Raw genomic sequence first — 19,773 nt, 5'->3', positions numbered from 1 at the left:
GGAGCGTGCGCTACGCGACAACACACCCTACCAAAAATTTACATATGGAGTTGCCAATTATGAACGACCCATTAGTTACAATTGTTGTTGTCCCGCGAGAGCGTTTTAGCTGCGCTCGTGAATCACTTGAGAGCATTTACGAACACACAGATTTTCCCTTCCAATTAGTTTACGTAGATGGTAATTCACCTGCTAAGGTTCGGCGTTATTTAGAAGCACAAGCACAGGCTAAGGGATTTCAACTAATTCGGACTAATTATTATCTTTGGCCAAATCATGCCAGAAACTTGGGTTTGCATCAGGTGAAAACCAAGTATGTTGTCTTCATTGATAACGATGTAATTGTTTCTCCAGGTTGGCTGAAAGCTTTGATTGAGTGTGCTGAGGAAACAGAAGCCACAGTTGTCGGGCCTTTAATGTGCCAAAACCTACCCCTACACGAAATTGTACATTTTGCCGGGGGAGAATCGCATATTTGGCTAGATAAAACTGGGGAGCAAGCCAGGCAGCGTCTGCGAGAGAAAATGTACAAACAAGGGCAGTCAGTCAAGGATGTGCGCGAACAACTGCAACGCATCCAAACCGAACTAGCGGAGTTCCACTGCGTACTAGTTCGCACAGCAATATTTGAGCGAATTGGCTTTTTAGATGAAGCGATGCTCAATACCAAAGAGCATCTGGATTTTTGCATGAGTGTCAGGCAAGCAGGTGGTACAGTCTACTTTGAACCTGCTTCTATAGTGACCTATGTTCCAGGGCCACCTTTAGAGTGGACAGACTTACATTACTATATGCTGCGTTGGAGTGATGCTTGGCAGCTTTGTAGCTTACATCGCTTGCGTGACAAATGGAATCTAGCTGAGGATGGATATTTCCAAGCAAAATACAAAAAATTGGGATGGCGGCGACAAATGTCAATTCTGAGTCCTTTAAACCGTCTCCTTAGCTTTGGGTTAAGCAATCACTTGGGCGATCGCATCTTAATTCCTTTAGACAAGATGTTAAATCGCTATCTTACAAATCGTTATGCTAAACAACAAGCTCAAAGGATGCAACAGCAAGCATCTGAGCAGGCACCCCAATCAGTAGCCAGAGCATTATCGCGGACTTGAAATAGAAGTAAAGATTATGGATAATGCCGTGAAAAAGATAAATAAAAGGCATAAGGACAGATTGCAGACGCTGCCTGAGATAATTTACACGCCAGAAAGTTTGCTCAGGCGTCCTTTGCAATTATTTAGACTAATGTGGCTAGACTTGCTAGCTTCTAGAGAATTGGCTTGGCGACTGATGATCCGAGATATTAGCGCTCAGTATCGTCAGTCAATTCTGGGTTTTGCTTGGGCTTTTTTACCGCCAATTGTGATGGCAGCAGGATTTACTCTGGCAAATGATGCAAAAGTGATTAATGTTGGGGCAACAGATTTTCCTTATCCAGCTTATGTAATGTTTAGCACAGCCTTGTGGCAGACTTTTGTAGAAGCATTAAATGGCCCTGTGCAAGCGGTGACTGTAGCAAAACCAATGTTAGCCAGAGTTAATTTTCCGCGAGAGGCAATTATCTTAGCAAAGCTGGGTGAGGTATTTTTCAATTTTGCGATCAAACTTATTTTGATTGTGGCTTTTTTTATTTGGTTTCGGGTGCCTGTCGGTTGGACAGTTATTTTAGCTCCCGTGGCTTTAATTCATCTGATTCTGCTAGGAACATTAATTGGTACTTTATTATCTCCATTGGGGATACTATATCAGGATGTGTCAAAGGGACTAACAATGGTGACAAGTTTCTGGATTTTCCTAACTCCAGTCATTTATCCTTTACCAGAAAGTGGAACCTTTGGTTTGTTGGTAAAACTCAATCCTGTCACCCCTTTATTGGTAACAACACGGGAATTAGCAACCACTGGCGTGATATCAAATCCTTATGGCTTTTGGATTGTTAGTTTGATTACCTTGGTTGGCTTACTATTAACGTGGGTGGCGTTTCGTTTAGCAATGCCTTTTGTGATTGAGAGGGTAAGTTCATGATCGTAAGTGGAATGAATGATACAGAAACTGCTATTCAATCTACAGATGATGATTTACTTATCTCAGTGGAGAATATTTCTAAAAAGTTTTGTCGGGATTTAAAGCAGTCCTTGTTTTACGGAGTCCAAGATATCGCTACAGAATTGATAGGCGGACGCCGCAAGAGTGATGTACTTAGAGCGGGAGAGTTTTGGGCGCTTAAGGATGTTAGTTTTCAAATCCGGCGGGGAGAGGCGCTAGGCTTGGTAGGAGCGAATGGGGCTGGTAAAAGTACGCTGCTACGAATTATTAGTGGTTTGATTAAGCCGGATACTGGCTCTGTCAAGGTTAGGGGTAGGTTGGCTCCTCTAATTGCCTTAGGAGCTGGATTTAACCCAATCCTTACTGGCAGAGAAAATATTTATGCAAATATGTCAATTTTAGGTTTATCAACAAAAGAAATTAAGGATAAATTTGATGATGTCGTAGAGTTTGCGGAAATTGCGGATGCTATTGATGCACCCGTGCAAACTTATAGTTCTGGCATGGCGGCAAGATTAGGATTTGCTTGTGCTGTTCATATCGAGCCAGAAATTTTGTTAATTGATGAAGTACTTTCTGTCGGAGATATAAAATTTAAAGTCAAGTGTCATAATAAGTTAGCAAAACTCCGAGAAAAAGGCACAGCTTTCGTACTAGTTTCTCATAATTCGCACAGTGTATTAAATATATGTAATCATTCACTTTATCTTTCAAAAGGTAAATTAATTTTAGCCGGAGAAACAGAATCAGTCATTCGGAAATATGAAGAAGACCTTTATTTAAATGGAACGAAAAATGTTTTAGGGGCAATGGTATTGCCAGAAAAACCCGAAACAGAAAGTTTAGGCATAGACATTATCGCCATATATTTTAAGGATGACCAAGGGAATGTGATTGCAGAACCAATGACCGGTGAGTCTGTGACTCTCTGTGTAAAATGCAAATCTTATAAAAAAGTTGATAATGCAAATTTAGGAATTTTAATTAAAGCTTTAGCTGGAGAGAATGAGAAGGTATTATATCTGACTTCAGCTAGTGATAATGAGCTTTTAAAAATATCTCCAGGCATAGTGGAGATTCAAATGCGAATGCCCCACTGTGGTTTAATTCCTGGTGTTTATACTGCCAAAATTTACATCAGAGAAGGGGTACGCTCCTTCGATATAGTTGAATCTTTTAGATTTATTGTGAGAGCTGGTAAAAATATCAGTAAATGTTTGTTTTATCAACCAAGAAACTGGAATGTGATCAGTAATGCCGTCACGGAAACAATACTTGACTAAACAAAGTTAATTAGATCGCATAATTCAAAAAACAAATACCTGCAAAATGAGCAATCCTTTACTGAGCATCATTATCCCAACGCGCGATCGCCCTCACCTACTAACCCGCGCTGTCAAAAGTGCTCTGGAACAAACTGTGGACGATTTAGAAGTTATTGTCGTAGACGATGGTTCAGTACAGCCAGTTAACTTACCACAGGAACCACGGCTACGGCTTTTACGCCTTAATAACTCTCGCGGTGGCGCAGGAGCGCGCAATGTTGGAACCCAAGCGGCACGAAGTCGTTGGATTACATACCTCGACGACGATGATCGCCTCCTTCCCCACATGGCAGAAGTGTCTCTTAAGGCGCTGGCTGAGACAATGCTACCATCGCCTGTAGCTGTTATCTCCGGTATAGAGGTAGTGAATGCCGAAGGACAAGTCATTAACAAACGCCTTCCACCTCCAGTTAGAACAAGAGGCGCTCACTTTTCTCTGGAGGAGCTAGAGCCTGGTAGTTCTTACAACACGAAGCAAACTCTGGTTGTAGAGCGTGAGGTTATTCATCAAATCGGTGGTTGGGATGAGTTATTTCGCTCTCGTGTTCATTCTGAATTATTTTTACGGCTCAACCCAGCCTGTTCAATTATTGGTGTACCTGTAATTACTTACCAACTGTACACTTATGAGGGAAACCGCGTATCTAGCAACCCGTCTCTGCGTCAGGAAAGCTTTCACAGATTGATTGCCAAACATCAAGAGTTATTTCAAGCACATCCCAAGATGTTCGCCAACTTTGTATATGAACACGCCCGGATGTCATACAAACTTGGTCAAAAAGAAGCAGCTTTGTCTAGCTTATTTTGGGCGATGCGGCTAGATCCGCTTCATACCCTCGCCCAAGTTGCTGTACCTTTCAAGGAAAGACTGCACAGATATATTTCCCCTGAACGTATAAGTACATTTAACAAATACAAGTTCTAATGGCACAAGAACTACCCCTGTTTTCAATTATTATCCCCACCTACAATCGCCCAGAGCGACTTGCCACCTGTCTTGAGTCTCTAGTACGCTTGGAATCTCCCCGTAATGGCTTTGAGGTAATTGTAGTTGATGATGGTAGTAAAGTAGCTCTGGAACCTGTAGCTGCTCGTTTCCAAGCACAGCTGAATCTAAAGTTACTAAAGCAAGTTAATGCTGGTCCAGCAAAAGCACGTAATACAGGTGCAGTACAAGCACAAGGTAAATTCTTAGCTTTCACTGACGACGACTGTATGCCTGCACCTGATTGGTTGACAAATTTAGCTGCTCGTTTTGCTATGGCAGAAGATAGCATGATTGGCGGTCAGACTCTCAACGCCCTCCCCGAAAATCTCTATTCCACCGCCAGCCAGGTACTTATTGATTATCTTTATAAATACTACAACACTAGCTCTCATCCGGTCAGCTTCTTTGCCTCCAACAACCTAGCATTGCCAGCAGTTCTCTTCCACGCTCTGGGCGGCTTTGACACTACCTTTCCTTTAGCTGCAGGAGAAGATCGGGAATTTTGCGATCGCTGGTTGCATCACGGTTATCAGATGATTTACGCCCCAGAAGTTCATGTCTATCATGCCCATAAGCTCACACTATCTACATTCTGGCGTCAGCATTTTAACTATGGTCGTGGTGCTTTCTGTTTTCACACTCGCAGATCTCAACGTACCGAAGGACGTATTAAAGTTGAACCATTAAAATTCTATTTTAATTTGTTGGCTCATCCCTTGTTGCAAAAATCAAGCCAGCCAGGAATCTTAGTTTCAGTATTATTTGTAGTATCCCAGGTGGCAAATGTAGCAGGTTTTTTCTGGGAACGATTGACTCAGCCTACACAGCAGTTCAATTGATACCAAGTTGCGTGTAAAGAAATCATCTTTTAATTAAAAGTTAAAGCTTGTCCACGCACGTGTGTATTTAAATTGCCTTTTTCATAAACAATCTGTCCGCCTACAATGGTATAAACAGGCCAACCAGTCAGATCCCAACCTTCAAAAGGACTCCAACCACACTTAGTCAAAAGTTCTTCGCGTACAACAGGACGGTAAGTATTCAAATCTACAAGCACTAAATCCGCATCATAACCGGAAGCGATCGCCCCCTTGTTGGGAATGCCATAAGCTTGAGCTACCGTAGTTGACATCCATTTCACAACTTGGGCAACACTACATCGCCCTTGCATTGCCGCCGTCAACATTAGTGGAAGTGAAGTTTCCACCCCAGGCATTCCTGAAGGACTATTGGGGTAAGGTTGTGTTTTTTCTTCTAGTGTATGGGGTGCATGATCCGTGGCAATAAAATCTATTACTCCATCATGCAGAGCTTGCCAAAGGACTTCGTTATCGTGGGGCGATCGCAAAGGCGGATTCATTTGTGCTAAGGAGCCAATCTTTTCATAGGCACTGGTATTTAAAAGCAAATGCTGGGGTGTTACCTCTGCTGTTACCCAACTAGGTTTTTGTTGACGTAGTAAATCAGCTTCCTCTGCTGTAGACATATGTAAAATGTGCAGACGGCGCTGGTATTTTTGTGAAAGCTTTAATGCTTGTTTAGTCGCTAACAGTGCTGCTTGATTATCTTGGATTTGGGAATGAACTGCGACATCATGGATACCAGCAAATTCCTGTCGCCGTTGATTTATTCTCGCTTGATCTTCGGCATGAACGGCAATTAAACGATTGCCCTGAGCAAATATTGCCTCTAGTTTTTCTTCGCTATCGACGAGCAACGGGCCATGCATCGACCCCATAAAAATTTTAATCCCAGGAGTCGGATTAGCTGCTAGTAAATCTGGCAGATTCTCCCCTGTTGCCCCAATAAAAAAGCCATAATTGACAAGGCATTTATTTTGAGCACGCTGCAACTTATCATCAAGAGCTTGCTGATTGCTAGTAAGAGGACGTGTATTTGGCATTTCCAGAAAAGAAGTCACTCCTCCTTTGGCACAGGCACAAGTAGCAGTAAATAAGTCTTCTTTATGCTCTAATCCTGGTTCTCGGAAATGCACCTGTGGGTCGATAACTCCCGGCAACAAAGTTAATCCTTGTGCGTCAATTTCTCTATTGGGCGTTGCTGTGGAGATTTCGGGTGCAACTTCGACAATGAGGCGATCGCGCGTTAGCACATCCCCTGTTATTAAATCTCCATTTGTTAAAACAATCTGAGCACGGCGAATTAGCAAACTGGTGGAAGATGACATGGATAATAGAGTATTAGGGCAACAAGGATTTGTGACAAATAACTATTTGTTTGGGTTAAACTTAGTTGGACTGTTAGCAATCAATAAACTTATTATGTGGTGTGTCACCAATTTAAGTTTATCGTCTTTAATGTATAAATTAGCTTGCTAGAATCACAACATAACCCAAAAAGCCAATTGATAAAGCTAAAATTAACAAATATATAGTTATATAGTATCCCTAGACAGAGAAGTTTATCACCTGCACATGGTGCCTTTAGTTAAGTAATTTCATGCAAAATCAAGTGTCTGATAACAACTCTAGCCAAAAACCTGATAACTCCTGGATTGCAGAACTAGGTAGAACAATTGTATTAAGCATTGTACTCGCTTTGGGTATTCGTACTTTTGTCGCCGAAGCTCGTTGGATTCCTTCTGGTTCAATGGAGCCAACACTACACGGCTCACCTAACCAGTGGGAGGCTGACAAAATTATTGTCGATAAGTTGAGCTACAAATTTTCTAATCCCCAAAGAGGAGATATTGTAGTTTTTTCTCCTACAAAAGAACTACAAGAAGAACAATATCAAGATGCTTTTATTAAACGTATTGTTGGTTTGCCAGGAGAAAGGATAGAAATCAGGAATGGTAAAGTTTATATTAACAATCAACCCTTGCAAGAAAACCAATATCTGGGTTCCTCACAACGTACAGTAACTGATGTTTGTACCTCAGGGCCACAACCACCCTTTTTATCTAAACCTGTAACTATACCCCCTGATTCCTACTTAGTATTAGGTGATAACCGTGGTAGCAGTTACGATAGCCGCTGTTGGGGTGTTGTTCCACGTGAGAACATTATCGGTCGTGCCGTCCTCCGCTTTTGGCCGCTAAATCATATCGGTGGAATAGATAAATCACCACTGTATACACAGGAAAATTAACTATCCTTGCAGGAAGTCCCCTGGTGTAGAAGACTTATGAGAATCGGGAGATTCACCGAACTTATAAACAATTGGAACTTGAAGCCAGACTACCAAATAGATAGGATCGTGTAAGCAATCGCTCCCTTGAAAAGGCTACGGTATACGCACAAGTCTATTTTTTCTCATTACTATGCTCTGCATAGTAATGAAAACTACGAGGCTCTGCCTGATGATTGGAGGCAGAGCCTCAATTAATGCTTTCCCAGGCTGGAACCTGGGAAAGAGAAATACATATAAATTTTGTACAGACGCGCTGTTTGAAGCGTCTCTACACTTTTGCCGCAATTGTTTTGATGTTTTTTAAGTAATATTAAATACTACTTGAAAAATCTGTTATTTGATCCGCACAAATGGGATTAATAAAGTAGTAAATATTACTTTGCTATTACACGTATGCAGTATCCTCTTGAACTTACATTTAAGTTATGGGCATTTGCACCACAAATATCAGTAATTGATAATCAAGGAAATTTCGTATTCTACGTCAAACAGAAACTTTTTAAGCTCAAAGAAGCAATTACCGTCTTTGCTGATGCAGAGCGAAACAATCCACTCCACTACATTAAAGCCGATCGCATAATTGACTTTTCAGCTAGCTACGATTTTACCGACAGCAACGGAACTTATATCGGTGCGGTGAAAAGACGAGGACTAAAATCTCTGTGGCGAGCACGTTATGACATCTTTGATGGCGAGACATCCACTTTATACATCCAAGAAAAAAACCCTTGGGTTAAAGTTATGGATGCTCTGTTTGCGGAAATTCCCATTGTGGGGATATTCAGTGGTTATGTGTTCAACCCTGTCTACTTAGTCAGCCGTACAGATGGTACTGTGGTGATGCGTCTAGAAAAAATTTCCTCATTTCTTTCTAGAAAATTTACCATCAAAGCTGTCGATCAATTAAGCGATCGCGAAGAAAAACAAGTGTTGTTAAGTTTGATCATGATGCTTCTGCTTGAGAAGACTCGCGGCTAGGAATAGTTAATGAAACACATCCAGTATCCTGCATCTATTTTTACAGCAGTGCCAATATGACTCACTTAGCATACAGCATGATGGCTGTGATAATATGAGAGACTGCTGCATAAATTTTAGATAATTCATTGAATCATGGCTCTAACGCAACAGCGCAAACAGGAGATAATTTCTCAATACCAAGTCCACGAAACCGATACTGGCTCTGCTGATGTTCAAATAGCTATGTTGACAGAGCGGATTAACCGCCTCAGCGAACATCTCCAAGCCAACAAAAAAGATTTTTCTTCTCGTCGGGGATTGTTGAAGCTGATCGGTCAGCGCAAACGTCTTCTATCCTATATTCAGAAGGAAAACCGGGAACACTATCAAGCTTTGATTGCTCGTCTCGGTATACGTGGTTAAAACTACCGCCTATGTCTGCTGAAACTGAAGGTAATCGCTTGCCCTTTGAACCGAAGAAAAAGCGCCAAAAACCTGCCAAAGCTCCAAGTAACTCGACTGCTGTTAAGCAAGAATCTGGAAATAAAGAAAAGAAGAAACCAAAGTATACCAAAGAAGAAACTGCAATTCCTCAGGTAGTTAGCCAACGAATGATACGTCGCGTTGCTAGCTTCTGTGGAGTACCAACAGCTTTGGGTATTGCTTCTCTAATATGCAGTTATCTGCTACTAATCTACGCCGGAATTAAACTACCTGCTGTTGCCGTATTGCTCGTAAACATGGGCTTTTTTGGTTTGGGGGTATTAGGAATCACTTACGGTGTCCTCTCTGCTTCTTGGGATGAAGACAGAGTGGGTACTCTGTTGGGATGGAGTGAGTTTACCACCAATTGGGGGCGGATGCTCGCAGCTTGGCGTGAAACTCGGCAAAAGAACATATGATTTTTGGCGCTCAGGTGTTCAAACAATTGCTACCTGGAAATTTTAATTTTTAGGGAATTGGGTCGATTAAAAAATGTTGAAGTGATTAAATTTAATATTTAAACTTCAACATTATTAACTAATTTATCTTGCTTTTTTGTACCCGATTTTTAGTAGCATAAAAACTGAGCGCTATATTTATTTAATTTTTAGCTATTACCTATTAAGTAGGTGGACATAATTAAATATAAAATGGCAACTTCTAGAAACAGATGGAAAAGCCTTTTTTCTAAGTGCGGAAGTTGCTAGCTAATGCAAAGCCTTATGGCAAAAGAGTCTCATGCTCTCTGTCTTCTACCTTCTACTTATTTAGTAGCTAATAATTAGCAAACAATTTTAAAAATCAAAACAACCTATTAGGGAACATAACATGATTGTAGTTATGAAGGTTGGTTCTCCTGAAGCGGAAATCAACCGCGTCAGCGAGGAACTTAACACCTGGGGGCTAACACCAGAAAAAATTGTTGGTAAGCACAAAGTAGTAATTGGTTTGGTGGGCGAAACTGCCGACTTAGATCCGCTACAAATTCAGGAAGTTAGCCCCTGGATTGAGCAAGTACTACGGGTAGAACAGCCTTACAAACGAGCTAGCCGTCAATACCGCCACGGAGAAGCTTCTGAGGTAGTAGTGAATACCCCCGACGGGTCTGTAGTTATTGGTGAATACCATCCATTGGTAGTAGTTGCCGGGCCTTGTTCCGTCGAAAATGAGGAAATGATTGTTGAGACAGCGCAGCGCGTTAAGGCAGCCGGAGCCAAGTTTTTAAGGGGCGGTGCATACAAACCTCGGACTTCGCCTTATGCATTCCAAGGACATGGCGAGAGTGCTTTAGGATTACTAGCAGCAGCGCGAGAAGCTAGTGGACTGGGGATTATTACAGAAGTAATGGACACCGCCGACTTAGACAAAATCGTGGAAGTTGCCGATGTCATTCAGGTAGGCGCAAGAAATATGCAAAATTTCTCCCTACTAAAGAAAGTGGGGGCGCAACCAAAACCAGTTCTTCTCAAGCGAGGAATGTCAGCAACAATTGAAGAATGGTTAATGGCTGCCGAATATATCCTAGCAGCGGGAAATCCGAATGTGATTTTGTGCGAACGGGGAATTCGCAATTTTGATCGCCAGTACACCCGCAATACCTTGGATATATCTGTAGTACCAGTACTGCGAAACTTAACTCACCTGCCGATTATGATTGATCCCAGCCATGGTACTGGTTGGGCTGCTTATGTACCTTCTATGTCTATGGCATCGATCGCCGCCGGATGTGATTCTCTAATGATTGAGGTTCACCCTAATCCCAAGAAAGCTTTATCAGACGGTCCTCAATCTCTAACACCAGAAGCATTTGATCAATTAATGCAAGAACTAGCAGTGATTGGTAAAGCTGTTGGACGCTGGCCACAACCTGCTGTGGCTTTAGCATAGAAATTATGTCTTTCCAATAACTAAAGACGCGGAGAAATCCCTATTTCCCCGCGTCTCATATTCTCCGCGTCTCCGCGTCAATTACCTACCGCCTTCTGCTTCTGCTACCAAAACCTGTTGTTCGGCGGCTGGAGCTGCCTCCACTACCAAAACTAGGACTGCGTCTAGTGGTGTTAGTTCTACCAGAAGGTCTGAGTGTGCTACCGCCGTAGCCCGAACCAGTAGCGCGGCTATTTGTACCAGTACGTGGTGTGGTACGTACTGTTGAACCGTTAGGATATGTTCTTCTGATGTTACCTGTAGTACGGAAAGCTGTGCGATTTCTCACTGCTGCTGGCGGCTGATTGTAACGACGCTGATAACTTGTAATTGCATCGTTATAGCTTCTGCCATAGCCACCGTAACCAGTTATTACTCCCGGCTGATACACAGGCGGTACATAGTAATGAGGTCTAAACAACGCATTACCAATAGCCTGTCCTGCCACTGCCCCAGCTAGAGAGCCGGCAAAGGGAGCCCAAAAACCATTTTCTCGACGGACTACGACAGTTTCTTGTTGTCCGGTTTGAGGATCAGTGCGAGTTTCAGTGACGTTGTGGACGTACTCAATTTTGAAATCTTCCGTTAGGTAGAGGACAGGCTGTCCATTCTCTACTTTTAAGTAGGATTTTTTACCCTCCTTAATTTCCTCATCAGTCAACCGCGCCATCTGTAAATTTTCGGTTCTGACAGTTGGGGGTGTGGCACCTAATAAAAACAGGGTATATTCCCCATCTGCATCGTTGTAGCTAGCTTGCTGCACCTGATACTGTCCATCACTCAACTTAGTAACCTCAGATGTTCGGCTAGCATCTGTTGCTTGCGGTGTACTTTGGTTTGCCCCCCCACCACAAGCAACCGTAGTCAAGCATAAACTTAGCGTTAAAACAATTACTGTAAATTTCCGCAAAATGTTCATCAGCATTTTACTATTGTCCCATCTCCGAGCTTAACAATTTCTCCTTGCCTGTGCTAAGTACAGACGACCGTACAAATTACAGGGGAATCAACTCTGGATAGTGTTGCAAAAGTTGATCATTGGAGAGTTCATCACCCAACTGCGCTGGTGAGAAATGCACCTGAATAGCCCGCAGTTTATGTTTATAATGTAAACTGATTAGTGCTTTCAAGCCTTCCTTAAGCGCGGTAATATTGGCTAAGTCAGTTTCTAATTCTGGTACTTCTCCCTCAAAAGCCACCGTAATCATGACAATGACATTGCGCGTTACAGGTACAGAAAAAGATTCATCAAAATCAGAGGTGGAATGAAAATCGAGTTCGGTGCCATATCTTTGAGCAGAATCAGTAAATAATTCATTGACATAGTCACCGGCTTCACCTTCGCTCCAAAATACATCTCCTTCATTCGCAGCAGAAAGCCAGTCTTCTTCGTACCGCATTAAAGTTTCGCATAGTTCTACTAATCCTTCTCCTAAAACTTCCATGTCGCCTTCGGCGTCGATCGCTTCCCGTGCGGCACGATTTAATACTCCCAAAATTGGCGCTACCTCAGATCCACTTAAATGCAGCATGATCCGACAAACCACATAGCGAGTCTTACCTATCATTCGATTAAAGGAATCACGCATTTTTACCCTCCTGTTATGTGTCGGCCGTTGATAGTTGGTTTTTAGTTTATCTATAAATGTGCTTGACTCTGCTTCCTCCTATCGGGCAGGGCTGTTTCATTCGAGATGGAGGTGGAATTTGTCAATATCATTATCATTGGCGATGTTTTTTAGGACATAAGTGATGGGAAACCTATATTTAGAGCCAAAAATTAAAAGAATAATCAGCTGACAGTTAAGCATTTGCATTCCATATTTGTTTGCCTCCTGAATCCTGTTTGGGTGATAAAGGGATCGACAAGCTTGATCACCTGATAATAAATATGAGATTATTTCTCAATAAACTTAAACTTGACAATAAACTTAATTAACTAAAATGGCAAAAGTTTATACAAGTGTCCAGTGGGAGGAAATGTGGAAAGAGGGTGTACACACTGGAGAAATTACCTATGATTATGACGATGTTGAATGCGTTTCGATCTGGCAGCATCCACTTAAAAAAGGTCTATTTAGTGAGACTTCACTGTGTCCGGGACTCCGAATAGAAATTTTTAATTTTGAGAATCCAGAGATTCATGGTTGTGATTCGGTCGATAGCAATTATCGCACTGTGTCGTTGGTTTTTCGGAGTTCAGGGATATGGAGAGAGCAAATCTTTGGTGTGAATGAAGATGCTTGCGAACAACCTGGAGAAAGTTATTTATTTTCTTTTGAAACAGGAACACGAGAAATTGAAAAATTTATGGCGGGAAGAGATATCAATATCAGAATCCGCCTGGAACCGCAGCTGTTGAGATTATTGAGTAAGGGTCAGGAAGCATATTTACCGAACCTACTCAAACCATTCTTGGAAACTGACAAACCGCCTTCATTTTATCAATCACTTGGCAAAATGACCCCGGCAATGCAAGTAGCATTACAGCAAATACTTCAGTGTCCGTTTCAAGGAATCATGCGACGCACCTATTTAGAAGCTAAAACACTGGAATTAATCACCTTACAGTTCGCTCAACTGTTTCAGGATGGTACACCTTACAAGCAGTCGGTTAACCTAAAGAAGGGCGATATTGAGCGCATCTATCAAGCGAGAGATATTTTACTCCAAGATATTACTAATCCACCTTCATTAATTGAATTAGCACGACAAGTACATTTAAACGATCGCAAACTCAAACGAGGATTTCATCAACTCTTCGGTACGACAGTGTTTGGATATCTGCATGAGCATCGTTTAGAGAAAGCTTCTCAACTACTTCTGGAAGGTCGAATGAATGTAGCCGAGGTATCTTACGCAGTAGGATTTGCCAATAGAAGCTACTTTGCGGTTGCATTCCGCAAGAAGTTTGGCATAAATCCCAGCGACTATCAAACAATGTGCCAAAAAAAGTCCGCCTAGCGTTCAAAAATGACCCTGTAGAAATCACCTGAAATTACAAAATGACCTATTCTACCTAACAGTTATTGAAATTCATTAGCAACTGTTGTGGGAACTTCGTGATGATGGTGTGTGCGGCTATGGGTCAAAAATCTCACGTTCTTTTCGCTGTAGGTGCGATCGCAATTCTAACAATTCAACCTGCTCAAGCAGATTCAAATAGTTCTCGCATTCAAGATATTATTCATCCTCAAAGAAGTGCTGCACTACTGGCTCAAGACCCTGGTGTAACGGTAGTACAGGTGACGGGAGTTAAAGCCAATGCCACCGACAAAGGTGTGGACGTGGTTTTACAAACAACTCTTGGACAACAGTTGCAAGTGGTGAATCGCAGTGCTGGCAATAGCTTTATTGTTGACATTCCCAATGCACAATTGCGTAACAAGAGTGGTGATGCATTTACATTCCGTTCGGAAAAACCAGTTGAGGGTATTACCCAGATAACGGCGACTAATCTAGATGCCAATACTATCCGGGTGACAGTAACGGGTGAAGCGGGTCTACCAATCGTAGAGTTGTTTGACAGTCCAGACGAGGGTCTAATCTTTGGGGTGGCGAGTGTAGCTTCTTCCACACCACTACAGCAGCAACCTCAAACGTCACAAACCCCAGAACAAGAGCAGCCAACTAGTGAAACCCAACCGGAGCAAGAAGCATCAGCAGAAGATGATGAGCCAATTGAGTTGGTGGTGACAGGAGAACAAGATAGGTACCGCGTAAGAGATTCCTCAACAGCTACTAAAATCGACACCCCTTTGCGTGACATTCCTCAGTCAATTCAGGTGATACCTCAACAAGTAATCCGCGATCAAAATATCACCCAACTGCAAGATGCCATTAGAAATGTTCCCGGTGTGAACGTGTTTACTCCTCCATCCTTTCCAACCGCTAATGTGTCCATCCGGGGCTTCACTGTTGGTGCTTTCTCCGGAAATTATCTTAGGGATGGTTTGAGAGAACCTTCACAAACCACATTTGACTTCTCCAATATTGAGCGAGTGGAAGTCCTCAAAGGCCCGGCTTCAGTTCTATTTGGTCGAGGACTTCCTGGTGGCACAGTCAACTTGATTACCAAACAGCCCCTAAGCGACCCCTTTTATACTGTTGATGCCACGATTGGCAGCTATGACTTCTACCGTAGCGCAGTCGATCTGTCTGGGCTATTGAATGACTCTGGAAGCGTTTTGTATCGACTAAACGCTGCTTACAAAAATGTAGGCAGTTTTGTAGATTTTCTCGAAAACAAATATCTACTCGTTGCTCCCGTTGTGAGTTTGGCAATCGGCGAGAAGACAAAGTTGACTCTGGAAGGAGAGTACATCGATTCTACGACTAACTCAACTAACTTGGGTATTCCAGCCGATGGTACTGTGCTTCCTAATCCGAATGGGAAAATACCGCGCAACCGCAATATCAATGAACCTTCCGCTTTCAATGAGCTAACACTTGGTAGAGTTGGATACAGATTTGAGCATCAATTTAGTGACAACTGGTCATTACAAAACGCCTTTCGAGCAGTGTTTGAGCGTACTGAACAAGAACTCTATCTCCCCACTAGCCTCGCGTCCAATAATCAAATCGTCAATCGTCTAGCCATTAAAGACCGAAGATTGGAGTCCGATTCTTATGACTTGGCTGCTGATTTGGTTGGTAAATTTTCAACTGGCTCAATTGAACATCAGTTACTAATCGGCACTACCCTCAGTTTTGACAGAACGACAGACCGAAGTTTTCGGGGTACTGCTGCGCCACTCGATCTGTTTAATCCTGTATATAACAGCACGGTTGGTTCTCTGAGTAGGGCAAGTGATGCCATTAAAACAGATTCACTGGGTATCTATATACAAGATCAAATCAAGCTGGTGGAAAATCTCAAAGTGCTGTTGGGTGTTCGGTTTGATACCTTTAAACAAACTACAGAGAATCTTGTCGCTAATACAGAACTAGAACAATCTGATAATGCCTTCAGTCCCCGTTTTGGTATTGTCTATCAACCTATTACGCCAATTTCGCTTTATGCCAGCTATACTCGCTCGTTCAGTCCAGTGACAGGAATTGCTTTCGGTGGCAACTCATTTCAACCAGAACGCGGCACGCAGTATGAAGTCGGAGTTAAAGCAGATTTAAATAATCAGCTATCTGCAACTCTTGCCTTCTACGACATCATTCGCTCCAATGTCACAACGGCTGACAATAGACCAGGCGTACCACCAGGCTTTTCCATCCAAACGGGCGAACAACGCAGCCGAGGCATTGAACTGAGTCTGGCAGGCGAAATCTTACCGGGATGGGGCATCTTTGCGGGCTATGCTTATAATGATGCTCGTATTACTAAAGACAACACGTTTGCGGTAGATAACCGGGTGAATAACGCGCCAGAACATACCTTTAACCTGTGGACAACCTACGAAATTCAGCAAGGTTCATTGCAAGGCTTTGGGGTTGGTGCGGGATTCTTTTTTGTGGGCGATCGCCAGGGAGATTTAGGCAACACATTTACTGTGCCGAGCTATTTTCGTACGGATGCTGCTCTGTTCTACAGGCGAGATAGATTCCGAGCGCAGATCAATTTCAGAAATATATTTGACGTGGACTATTTTGAGTCTGCCGCAAATAGGGCGCGGCTTTTTGCGGGCGAACCGTTCACGGTACAGGGAACAATTTCGTGGGAGTTTTAGGATATCTTCTTGTTATTAATTAAGATTTTCTTGTTTTTGCATAAAGACTTCCAATAACTTAGCTGCAATGAAAAAGTTTCTTAAAAAGATTTATGCTCAATTTATGTGGTTAACATTATCAATATTAATGGTTATTGCAATTGCAGCTTGCAGTAATACTTTTGTTGATAAAAGTGAAAACCTAGCTTTAATAAAATTAGCATCATGCCGAGTGATTCAGCATTCAGTAGGTAAAACCTGTATTCCTCATCACCCCAAACGTCTCGCCACCCTTTCTCAGTTTACTTTGGCTAATGCAATTGTCCTTGGTGTGAAACCAATTGGTAGTGCTTCAGCATTAAATTACGAACAAGATGATTTTCCTGCTTATTTAAAAGATCGAGCAGAAGGAATCGAGCTATTAGGCGAGCAAAGCAATCCTAATTTAGAAAAAATAGTGCGACTTAAGCCTGATTTAATTCTAGGTTGGGAACCTCTTCGCAAAATTTATCCTCTTTTGTCTCAAATTTCTCCTACAGCACTAGATAAGTGGCGAGGCCCGCAATTTTGGCGAGAACATTTTAATTTTGTAGCTGAGGCATTAGGAAAAGAAGAGGCGGCAAAGAAAGCTTGGAGTCATTATTACCAGCGCATCGAACAATTGAAAATAGCCTTGGGTAATCGATATAAGGATAAGACAATATCTATTATTTCTGTTAATGATGGACGGGGCATTGTAGTTGACACAAAAAATTCATTTGCTGGTTCTGTTATTGATGATATTGGATTACAACGCTCTAAATCACAAAACATTATTACACCACGAGGTCGATTTAGTATTTCCGAGGAAAAACTAGGAGAAATAGATGGTGATATTTTATTCATTTCAATTTTTGACAGTCGTGGCAGAAAAATTTTTGAAAAACTGCAAGAAAAACCACTTTGGCAAACACTCAAAGCCGTTCAGCAAAAGAACGTATACCTTGTTGAACAGCTAACTTGGGGTGGGGCAAATTTACTTGCTGCCGATGCTGTAATTGATGACTTATTCAAATACTTAATCAACACACCATAAACATATGTCCAAACACGTTTTATTCGTCTGTCAATCCTGCCACCATTCATCCCAAGAACGAGCAGAAAATCAGCTTGCCGATGGTACTCTTTTACTTAATCAACTAAACACTTTATACGCCGAACAATTCCCAGCCAATGAACTTGAAATTCAACCTGTTGGTTGCTTGGGAACGTGCGATCGCCCTTGTGCCGTCGCGTTCTCTGCACTTCACAAACCCACCTTCTTATTTACTAACCTCCCGCTTACCGAAAGCACCGTAGCCCTGCTCCAGTTTGGCGAAGTCTATTTGGCTAACAAGACTGGCGATATATCGGGGAAATATTTTCCTCAAATGCTGCGATCGGCAAGCATTGCCAAGATTCCACCCGTCGAATAATTACTAATTAGTAATTCGTGAGTAAGTTGCCATCTTGAACGGCACTTCCTTTGGCATCCTTAAACCCCAAAGTAATACCAATTTGAACAAAGAATGCGACAGATACCAACTCCCAAATCCTTGTGATGTATAGCTTTCTTCATTTTGAATTTTGCGGAAAGTTGCGTGCGGTGAATCCAGCCCTGTAGGCGGTGAGTGCAGCCACACGTGCGGCTCTGCCGCCGAGTGGACTGCCGAACCCGGAGGGGTTTCCCGCCGTAGGGGACTGGTGAACCCGGAGGGGGGTTCCCCCCGTTGAGCAACGCCAGTTTGCTCAAGTCGGGAAACCCGCCCACGCAACTGGCTCAACTTTTCAAGACAAATTTTGAATTGGTATAAGACTTTCCACTTGTGCATACCTTCATCATCATTTGGTTCGGTCAACTGATCTCCACCATCGGCAGTAGCATGAGTGGGTTTGCCCTTGCCGTCTGGGCATGGGAAGAAACAGGACAAGCAACCACCCTCACCCTCTGGGGCTTTTTCGACTTGTTGCCTCGTATTATTATCACCCCCTTCGCAGGCGTGATTGTTGATCGCTTTCACCGCAAATACCTAATGATGGTTGGCGATACTGTTGCCGTGCTGACAACCATTGCCCTGCTCTGGCTCTTCGTCACTAATAACTTACAAATTTGGCACTTATACTTGACAGCAGTAATTGCTGGAGCCTTTGTCCAAATCCAAGAACTTGCCTACTCAGCGTCAATTTCGCTGATGGTACAAGAGCAGCAATATGTGCGGGTAAGCAGCATGAGAGCCTTATCAGGACGCATCGCTCAAATTTTAGCTCCCCCATTAGCAGGCTTTCTCTACTACATCATTGGGTTTGCCGGACTAGCCCTGATTGACATTATCTCTTTTGCCGTAGCGATCGCCACCTTGACATTGGTCTTCATTCCCCAACCAGAACTGGATTTTCCATCTTCTCATCTTCTAAGGAACTTCTGGCAAGATTTGCAATTTGGCTGGCGCTATATCCTTAGGGATTTTCAGATGCTAGCATTGCTGATCGTCACGACCTTATTTTGGTTGTCCCACGATATTGGTAATTACTTATATACACCGATGATTTTGTCTCGCACCAACAATGATGCTCAGGTACTGGGTACGCTGGCAGCAGCTGCCGGATTAGGTGGAACGACCGGAGCTATTATTATGAGTTTATGGGGTGGCCCTAAACGGCGAATTGATGGAGTTTTGCGCGGTATGCTCGGAGCAGGAGTTAGCAAAGTTGTATTTGGACTGGGGCGAGTTCCCCAGGTTTGGATTCCGGCTCAGTTTTGCTCCTCCCTTAACTTTCCATTTTTGGGTAGTTGTGATACCGCAATCTGGATGAGTCAAGTAGAACCGAGTATGCAAGGGCGAGTATTTGCCACCCAATCACTAATGTTCCAGATTGTAGGCGCAGTTGCCACCCTCATTGCCGGGCCTCTCGCTGATCGCATTTTTGAACCCTTAATGATGTCTCAAAGCAGGATAGCAAATGTCTTGAGCCACGTTGTTGGTAGCGCTCCAGGCGCAGGGATCGCTATCCTCTACATCATCAGTTCAGTTGGCTTGATTGCGATTGGTTTAGCTGGCTATGTGCTTCCCGGTTTGCAAGCGGTTCTTGTAAGGAGCAACACTAAAAAATGAGATCGAATCAAAAAGGGACGATCACCAAAAGACGACGGGGAAGCCCATTCCTTTAAGGGGCGCTCAGAACCGTCGTCCGTCGTCTTGGGGCAAGGGGCAAA

General features: G+C 42.9%; 19 protein-coding genes. 15 read left to right on the top strand and 4 right to left on the bottom strand.

Going from position 1 to position 19,773, the window contains the following annotated elements; genetic code table 11:
* Positions 1 to 59: 59 nt before the first annotated feature.
* The 5 genes from QUB80_RS15315 to QUB80_RS15295 are packed head-to-tail and all read left to right on the top strand — an operon-like array spanning position 60 to position 5,198.
* The gene (locus tag QUB80_RS15315; protein ID WP_289790375.1) at positions 60 to 1,112 is read left to right on the top strand and encodes a glycosyltransferase family 2 protein; all 1,053 of its coding nucleotides are present in this window, start codon (positions 60 to 62) and stop codon (positions 1,110 to 1,112) included.
* A 16-nt stretch (positions 1,113 to 1,128) separates the two neighbouring features.
* Entirely contained in the window at positions 1,129 to 2,025 is an 897-nt protein-coding gene (locus QUB80_RS15310; protein WP_289790374.1) for an ABC transporter permease, read from the top strand.
* On the top strand, positions 2,022 to 3,329 hold the full coding sequence (locus tag QUB80_RS15305) for an ABC transporter ATP-binding protein (RefSeq protein ID WP_289790373.1): 1,308 nt from the start codon (positions 2,022 to 2,024) through the stop codon (positions 3,327 to 3,329). Before QUB80_RS15310 ends, QUB80_RS15305 begins: the two co-directional genes overlap by 4 nt.
* Before the next feature lie 46 nt (positions 3,330 to 3,375).
* The gene (locus tag QUB80_RS15300) at positions 3,376 to 4,296 is read left to right on the top strand and encodes a glycosyltransferase family 2 protein (RefSeq protein ID WP_289790372.1); all 921 of its coding nucleotides are present in this window, start codon (positions 3,376 to 3,378) and stop codon (positions 4,294 to 4,296) included.
* Positions 4,296 to 5,198 (top strand): glycosyltransferase family 2 protein, encoded by a 903-nt coding sequence (locus QUB80_RS15295; RefSeq protein WP_289790371.1) that lies wholly within the window; start codon positions 4,296 to 4,298, stop codon positions 5,196 to 5,198. Before QUB80_RS15300 ends, QUB80_RS15295 begins: the two co-directional genes overlap by 1 nt.
* 29 nt (positions 5,199 to 5,227) lie before the next feature.
* Here the strand turns inward: QUB80_RS15295 and QUB80_RS15290 are convergent, their stop codons facing one another.
* Positions 5,228 to 6,547: a dihydroorotase gene (locus QUB80_RS15290; RefSeq protein ID WP_289790370.1), complete on the bottom strand. Its 1,320-nt coding sequence runs from the start codon at positions 6,545 to 6,547 to the stop codon at positions 5,228 to 5,230.
* Positions 6,548 to 6,819: 272 nt separating this feature from the next.
* Here QUB80_RS15290 and lepB point away from each other — a divergent pair, with 272 nt between their 5' ends.
* The 5 genes from lepB (at position 6,820) to aroF (ending at position 10,842) form a co-directional block, all read left to right on the top strand.
* Complete coding sequence (lepB, locus tag QUB80_RS15285) at positions 6,820 to 7,470, top strand: signal peptidase I (RefSeq protein ID WP_289790369.1); 651 nt, start codon at positions 6,820 to 6,822, stop codon at positions 7,468 to 7,470.
* Between the two features lie 435 nt (positions 7,471 to 7,905).
* A complete protein-coding gene (locus QUB80_RS15280; protein ID WP_289790368.1) occupies positions 7,906 to 8,490 on the top strand; it encodes an LURP-one-related family protein in 585 nt (194 codons plus the stop codon).
* Between the two features lie 135 nt (positions 8,491 to 8,625).
* Entirely contained in the window at positions 8,626 to 8,895 is a 270-nt protein-coding gene (gene rpsO, locus QUB80_RS15275; RefSeq protein WP_289790367.1) for a 30S ribosomal protein S15, read from the top strand.
* 11 nt (positions 8,896 to 8,906) lie between these two features.
* The gene (locus QUB80_RS15270) at positions 8,907 to 9,374 is read left to right on the top strand and encodes a PAM68 family protein (RefSeq protein WP_289790366.1); all 468 of its coding nucleotides are present in this window, start codon (positions 8,907 to 8,909) and stop codon (positions 9,372 to 9,374) included.
* A 409-nt stretch (positions 9,375 to 9,783) separates the two neighbouring features.
* On the top strand, positions 9,784 to 10,842 hold the full coding sequence (aroF, locus tag QUB80_RS15265; protein ID WP_289790365.1) for a 3-deoxy-7-phosphoheptulonate synthase: 1,059 nt from the start codon (positions 9,784 to 9,786) through the stop codon (positions 10,840 to 10,842).
* 85 nt (positions 10,843 to 10,927) lie between these two features.
* On the opposite strand, the gene QUB80_RS15260 is transcribed toward aroF, so the two are convergent.
* On the bottom strand, positions 10,928 to 11,806 hold the full coding sequence (locus tag QUB80_RS15260) for a hypothetical protein (protein ID WP_289790364.1): 879 nt from the start codon (positions 11,804 to 11,806) through the stop codon (positions 10,928 to 10,930).
* 70 nt (positions 11,807 to 11,876) lie between these two features.
* Complete coding sequence (locus QUB80_RS15255; protein WP_289790363.1) at positions 11,877 to 12,470, bottom strand: DUF1517 domain-containing protein; 594 nt, start codon at positions 12,468 to 12,470, stop codon at positions 11,877 to 11,879.
* Positions 12,471 to 12,825: 355 nt separating this feature from the next.
* Here QUB80_RS15255 and QUB80_RS15250 point away from each other — a divergent pair, with 355 nt between their 5' ends.
* The 4 genes from QUB80_RS15250 to QUB80_RS15235 all read left to right on the top strand — a co-directional run bounded on the left by QUB80_RS15250 (position 12,826) and on the right by QUB80_RS15235 (position 17,995).
* Positions 12,826 to 13,845 (top strand): helix-turn-helix transcriptional regulator, encoded by a 1,020-nt coding sequence (locus QUB80_RS15250; protein WP_289790362.1) that lies wholly within the window; start codon positions 12,826 to 12,828, stop codon positions 13,843 to 13,845.
* Positions 13,846 to 13,964: 119 nt separating this feature from the next.
* Entirely contained in the window at positions 13,965 to 16,562 is a 2,598-nt protein-coding gene (locus QUB80_RS15245; protein ID WP_289790361.1) for a TonB-dependent siderophore receptor, read from the top strand.
* A gap of 67 nt (positions 16,563 to 16,629) precedes the next feature.
* Positions 16,630 to 17,616 carry an iron-siderophore ABC transporter substrate-binding protein gene (locus tag QUB80_RS15240; protein ID WP_289790360.1) on the top strand — a complete coding sequence of 329 codons (987 nt, stop codon included), beginning with the start codon at positions 16,630 to 16,632 and terminating at the stop codon, positions 17,614 to 17,616.
* Between the two features lie 4 nt (positions 17,617 to 17,620).
* Entirely contained in the window at positions 17,621 to 17,995 is a 375-nt protein-coding gene (locus QUB80_RS15235; protein ID WP_289790359.1) for a DUF1636 family protein, read from the top strand.
* A 3-nt stretch (positions 17,996 to 17,998) separates the two neighbouring features.
* Here the strand turns inward: QUB80_RS15235 and QUB80_RS15230 are convergent, their stop codons facing one another.
* On the bottom strand, positions 17,999 to 18,418 hold the full coding sequence (locus QUB80_RS15230) for a hypothetical protein (protein WP_289790358.1): 420 nt from the start codon (positions 18,416 to 18,418) through the stop codon (positions 17,999 to 18,001).
* Positions 18,419 to 18,442: 24 nt separating this feature from the next.
* Here QUB80_RS15230 and QUB80_RS15225 point away from each other — a divergent pair, with 24 nt between their 5' ends.
* Positions 18,443 to 19,672, top strand: a complete 1,230-nt coding sequence (locus tag QUB80_RS15225; RefSeq protein WP_289790357.1) for an MFS transporter — start codon at positions 18,443 to 18,445, stop codon at positions 19,670 to 19,672.
* Positions 19,673 to 19,773: the final 101 nt, after the last annotated feature.

The sequence above is a fragment of the Chlorogloeopsis sp. ULAP01 genome, from assembly GCF_030381805.1.
Classification (GTDB): Bacteria; Cyanobacteriota; Cyanobacteriia; order Cyanobacteriales; family Nostocaceae; genus Chlorogloeopsis.
This window is presented reverse-complemented; position numbering and strand designations above follow the sequence as displayed.

Coding starts and splice junctions, on each gene's coding strand:
- QUB80_RS15315 (WP_289790375.1), top strand. CDS start 60: ATGAACGACCCATTAGTTACAATTGTTGTTGTCCCGCGAGAGCGTTTT.
- QUB80_RS15310 (WP_289790374.1), top strand. CDS start 1,129: ATGGATAATGCCGTGAAAAAGATAAATAAAAGGCATAAGGACAGATTG.
- QUB80_RS15305 (WP_289790373.1), top strand. CDS start 2,022: ATGATCGTAAGTGGAATGAATGATACAGAAACTGCTATTCAATCTACA.
- QUB80_RS15300 (WP_289790372.1), top strand. CDS start 3,376: ATGAGCAATCCTTTACTGAGCATCATTATCCCAACGCGCGATCGCCCT.
- QUB80_RS15295 (WP_289790371.1), top strand. CDS start 4,296: ATGGCACAAGAACTACCCCTGTTTTCAATTATTATCCCCACCTACAAT.
- QUB80_RS15290 (WP_289790370.1), bottom strand. CDS start 6,547: ATGTCATCTTCCACCAGTTTGCTAATTCGCCGTGCTCAGATTGTTTTA.
- lepB (WP_289790369.1), top strand. CDS start 6,820: ATGCAAAATCAAGTGTCTGATAACAACTCTAGCCAAAAACCTGATAAC.
- QUB80_RS15280 (WP_289790368.1), top strand. CDS start 7,906: ATGCAGTATCCTCTTGAACTTACATTTAAGTTATGGGCATTTGCACCA.
- rpsO (WP_289790367.1), top strand. CDS start 8,626: ATGGCTCTAACGCAACAGCGCAAACAGGAGATAATTTCTCAATACCAA.
- QUB80_RS15270 (WP_289790366.1), top strand. CDS start 8,907: ATGTCTGCTGAAACTGAAGGTAATCGCTTGCCCTTTGAACCGAAGAAA.
- aroF (WP_289790365.1), top strand. CDS start 9,784: ATGATTGTAGTTATGAAGGTTGGTTCTCCTGAAGCGGAAATCAACCGC.
- QUB80_RS15260 (WP_289790364.1), bottom strand. CDS start 11,806: ATGCTGATGAACATTTTGCGGAAATTTACAGTAATTGTTTTAACGCTA.
- QUB80_RS15255 (WP_289790363.1), bottom strand. CDS start 12,470: ATGCGTGATTCCTTTAATCGAATGATAGGTAAGACTCGCTATGTGGTT.
- QUB80_RS15250 (WP_289790362.1), top strand. CDS start 12,826: ATGGCAAAAGTTTATACAAGTGTCCAGTGGGAGGAAATGTGGAAAGAG.
- QUB80_RS15245 (WP_289790361.1), top strand. CDS start 13,965: ATGGGTCAAAAATCTCACGTTCTTTTCGCTGTAGGTGCGATCGCAATT.
- QUB80_RS15240 (WP_289790360.1), top strand. CDS start 16,630: ATGAAAAAGTTTCTTAAAAAGATTTATGCTCAATTTATGTGGTTAACA.
- QUB80_RS15235 (WP_289790359.1), top strand. CDS start 17,621: ATGTCCAAACACGTTTTATTCGTCTGTCAATCCTGCCACCATTCATCC.
- QUB80_RS15225 (WP_289790357.1), top strand. CDS start 18,443: ATGAGTGGGTTTGCCCTTGCCGTCTGGGCATGGGAAGAAACAGGACAA.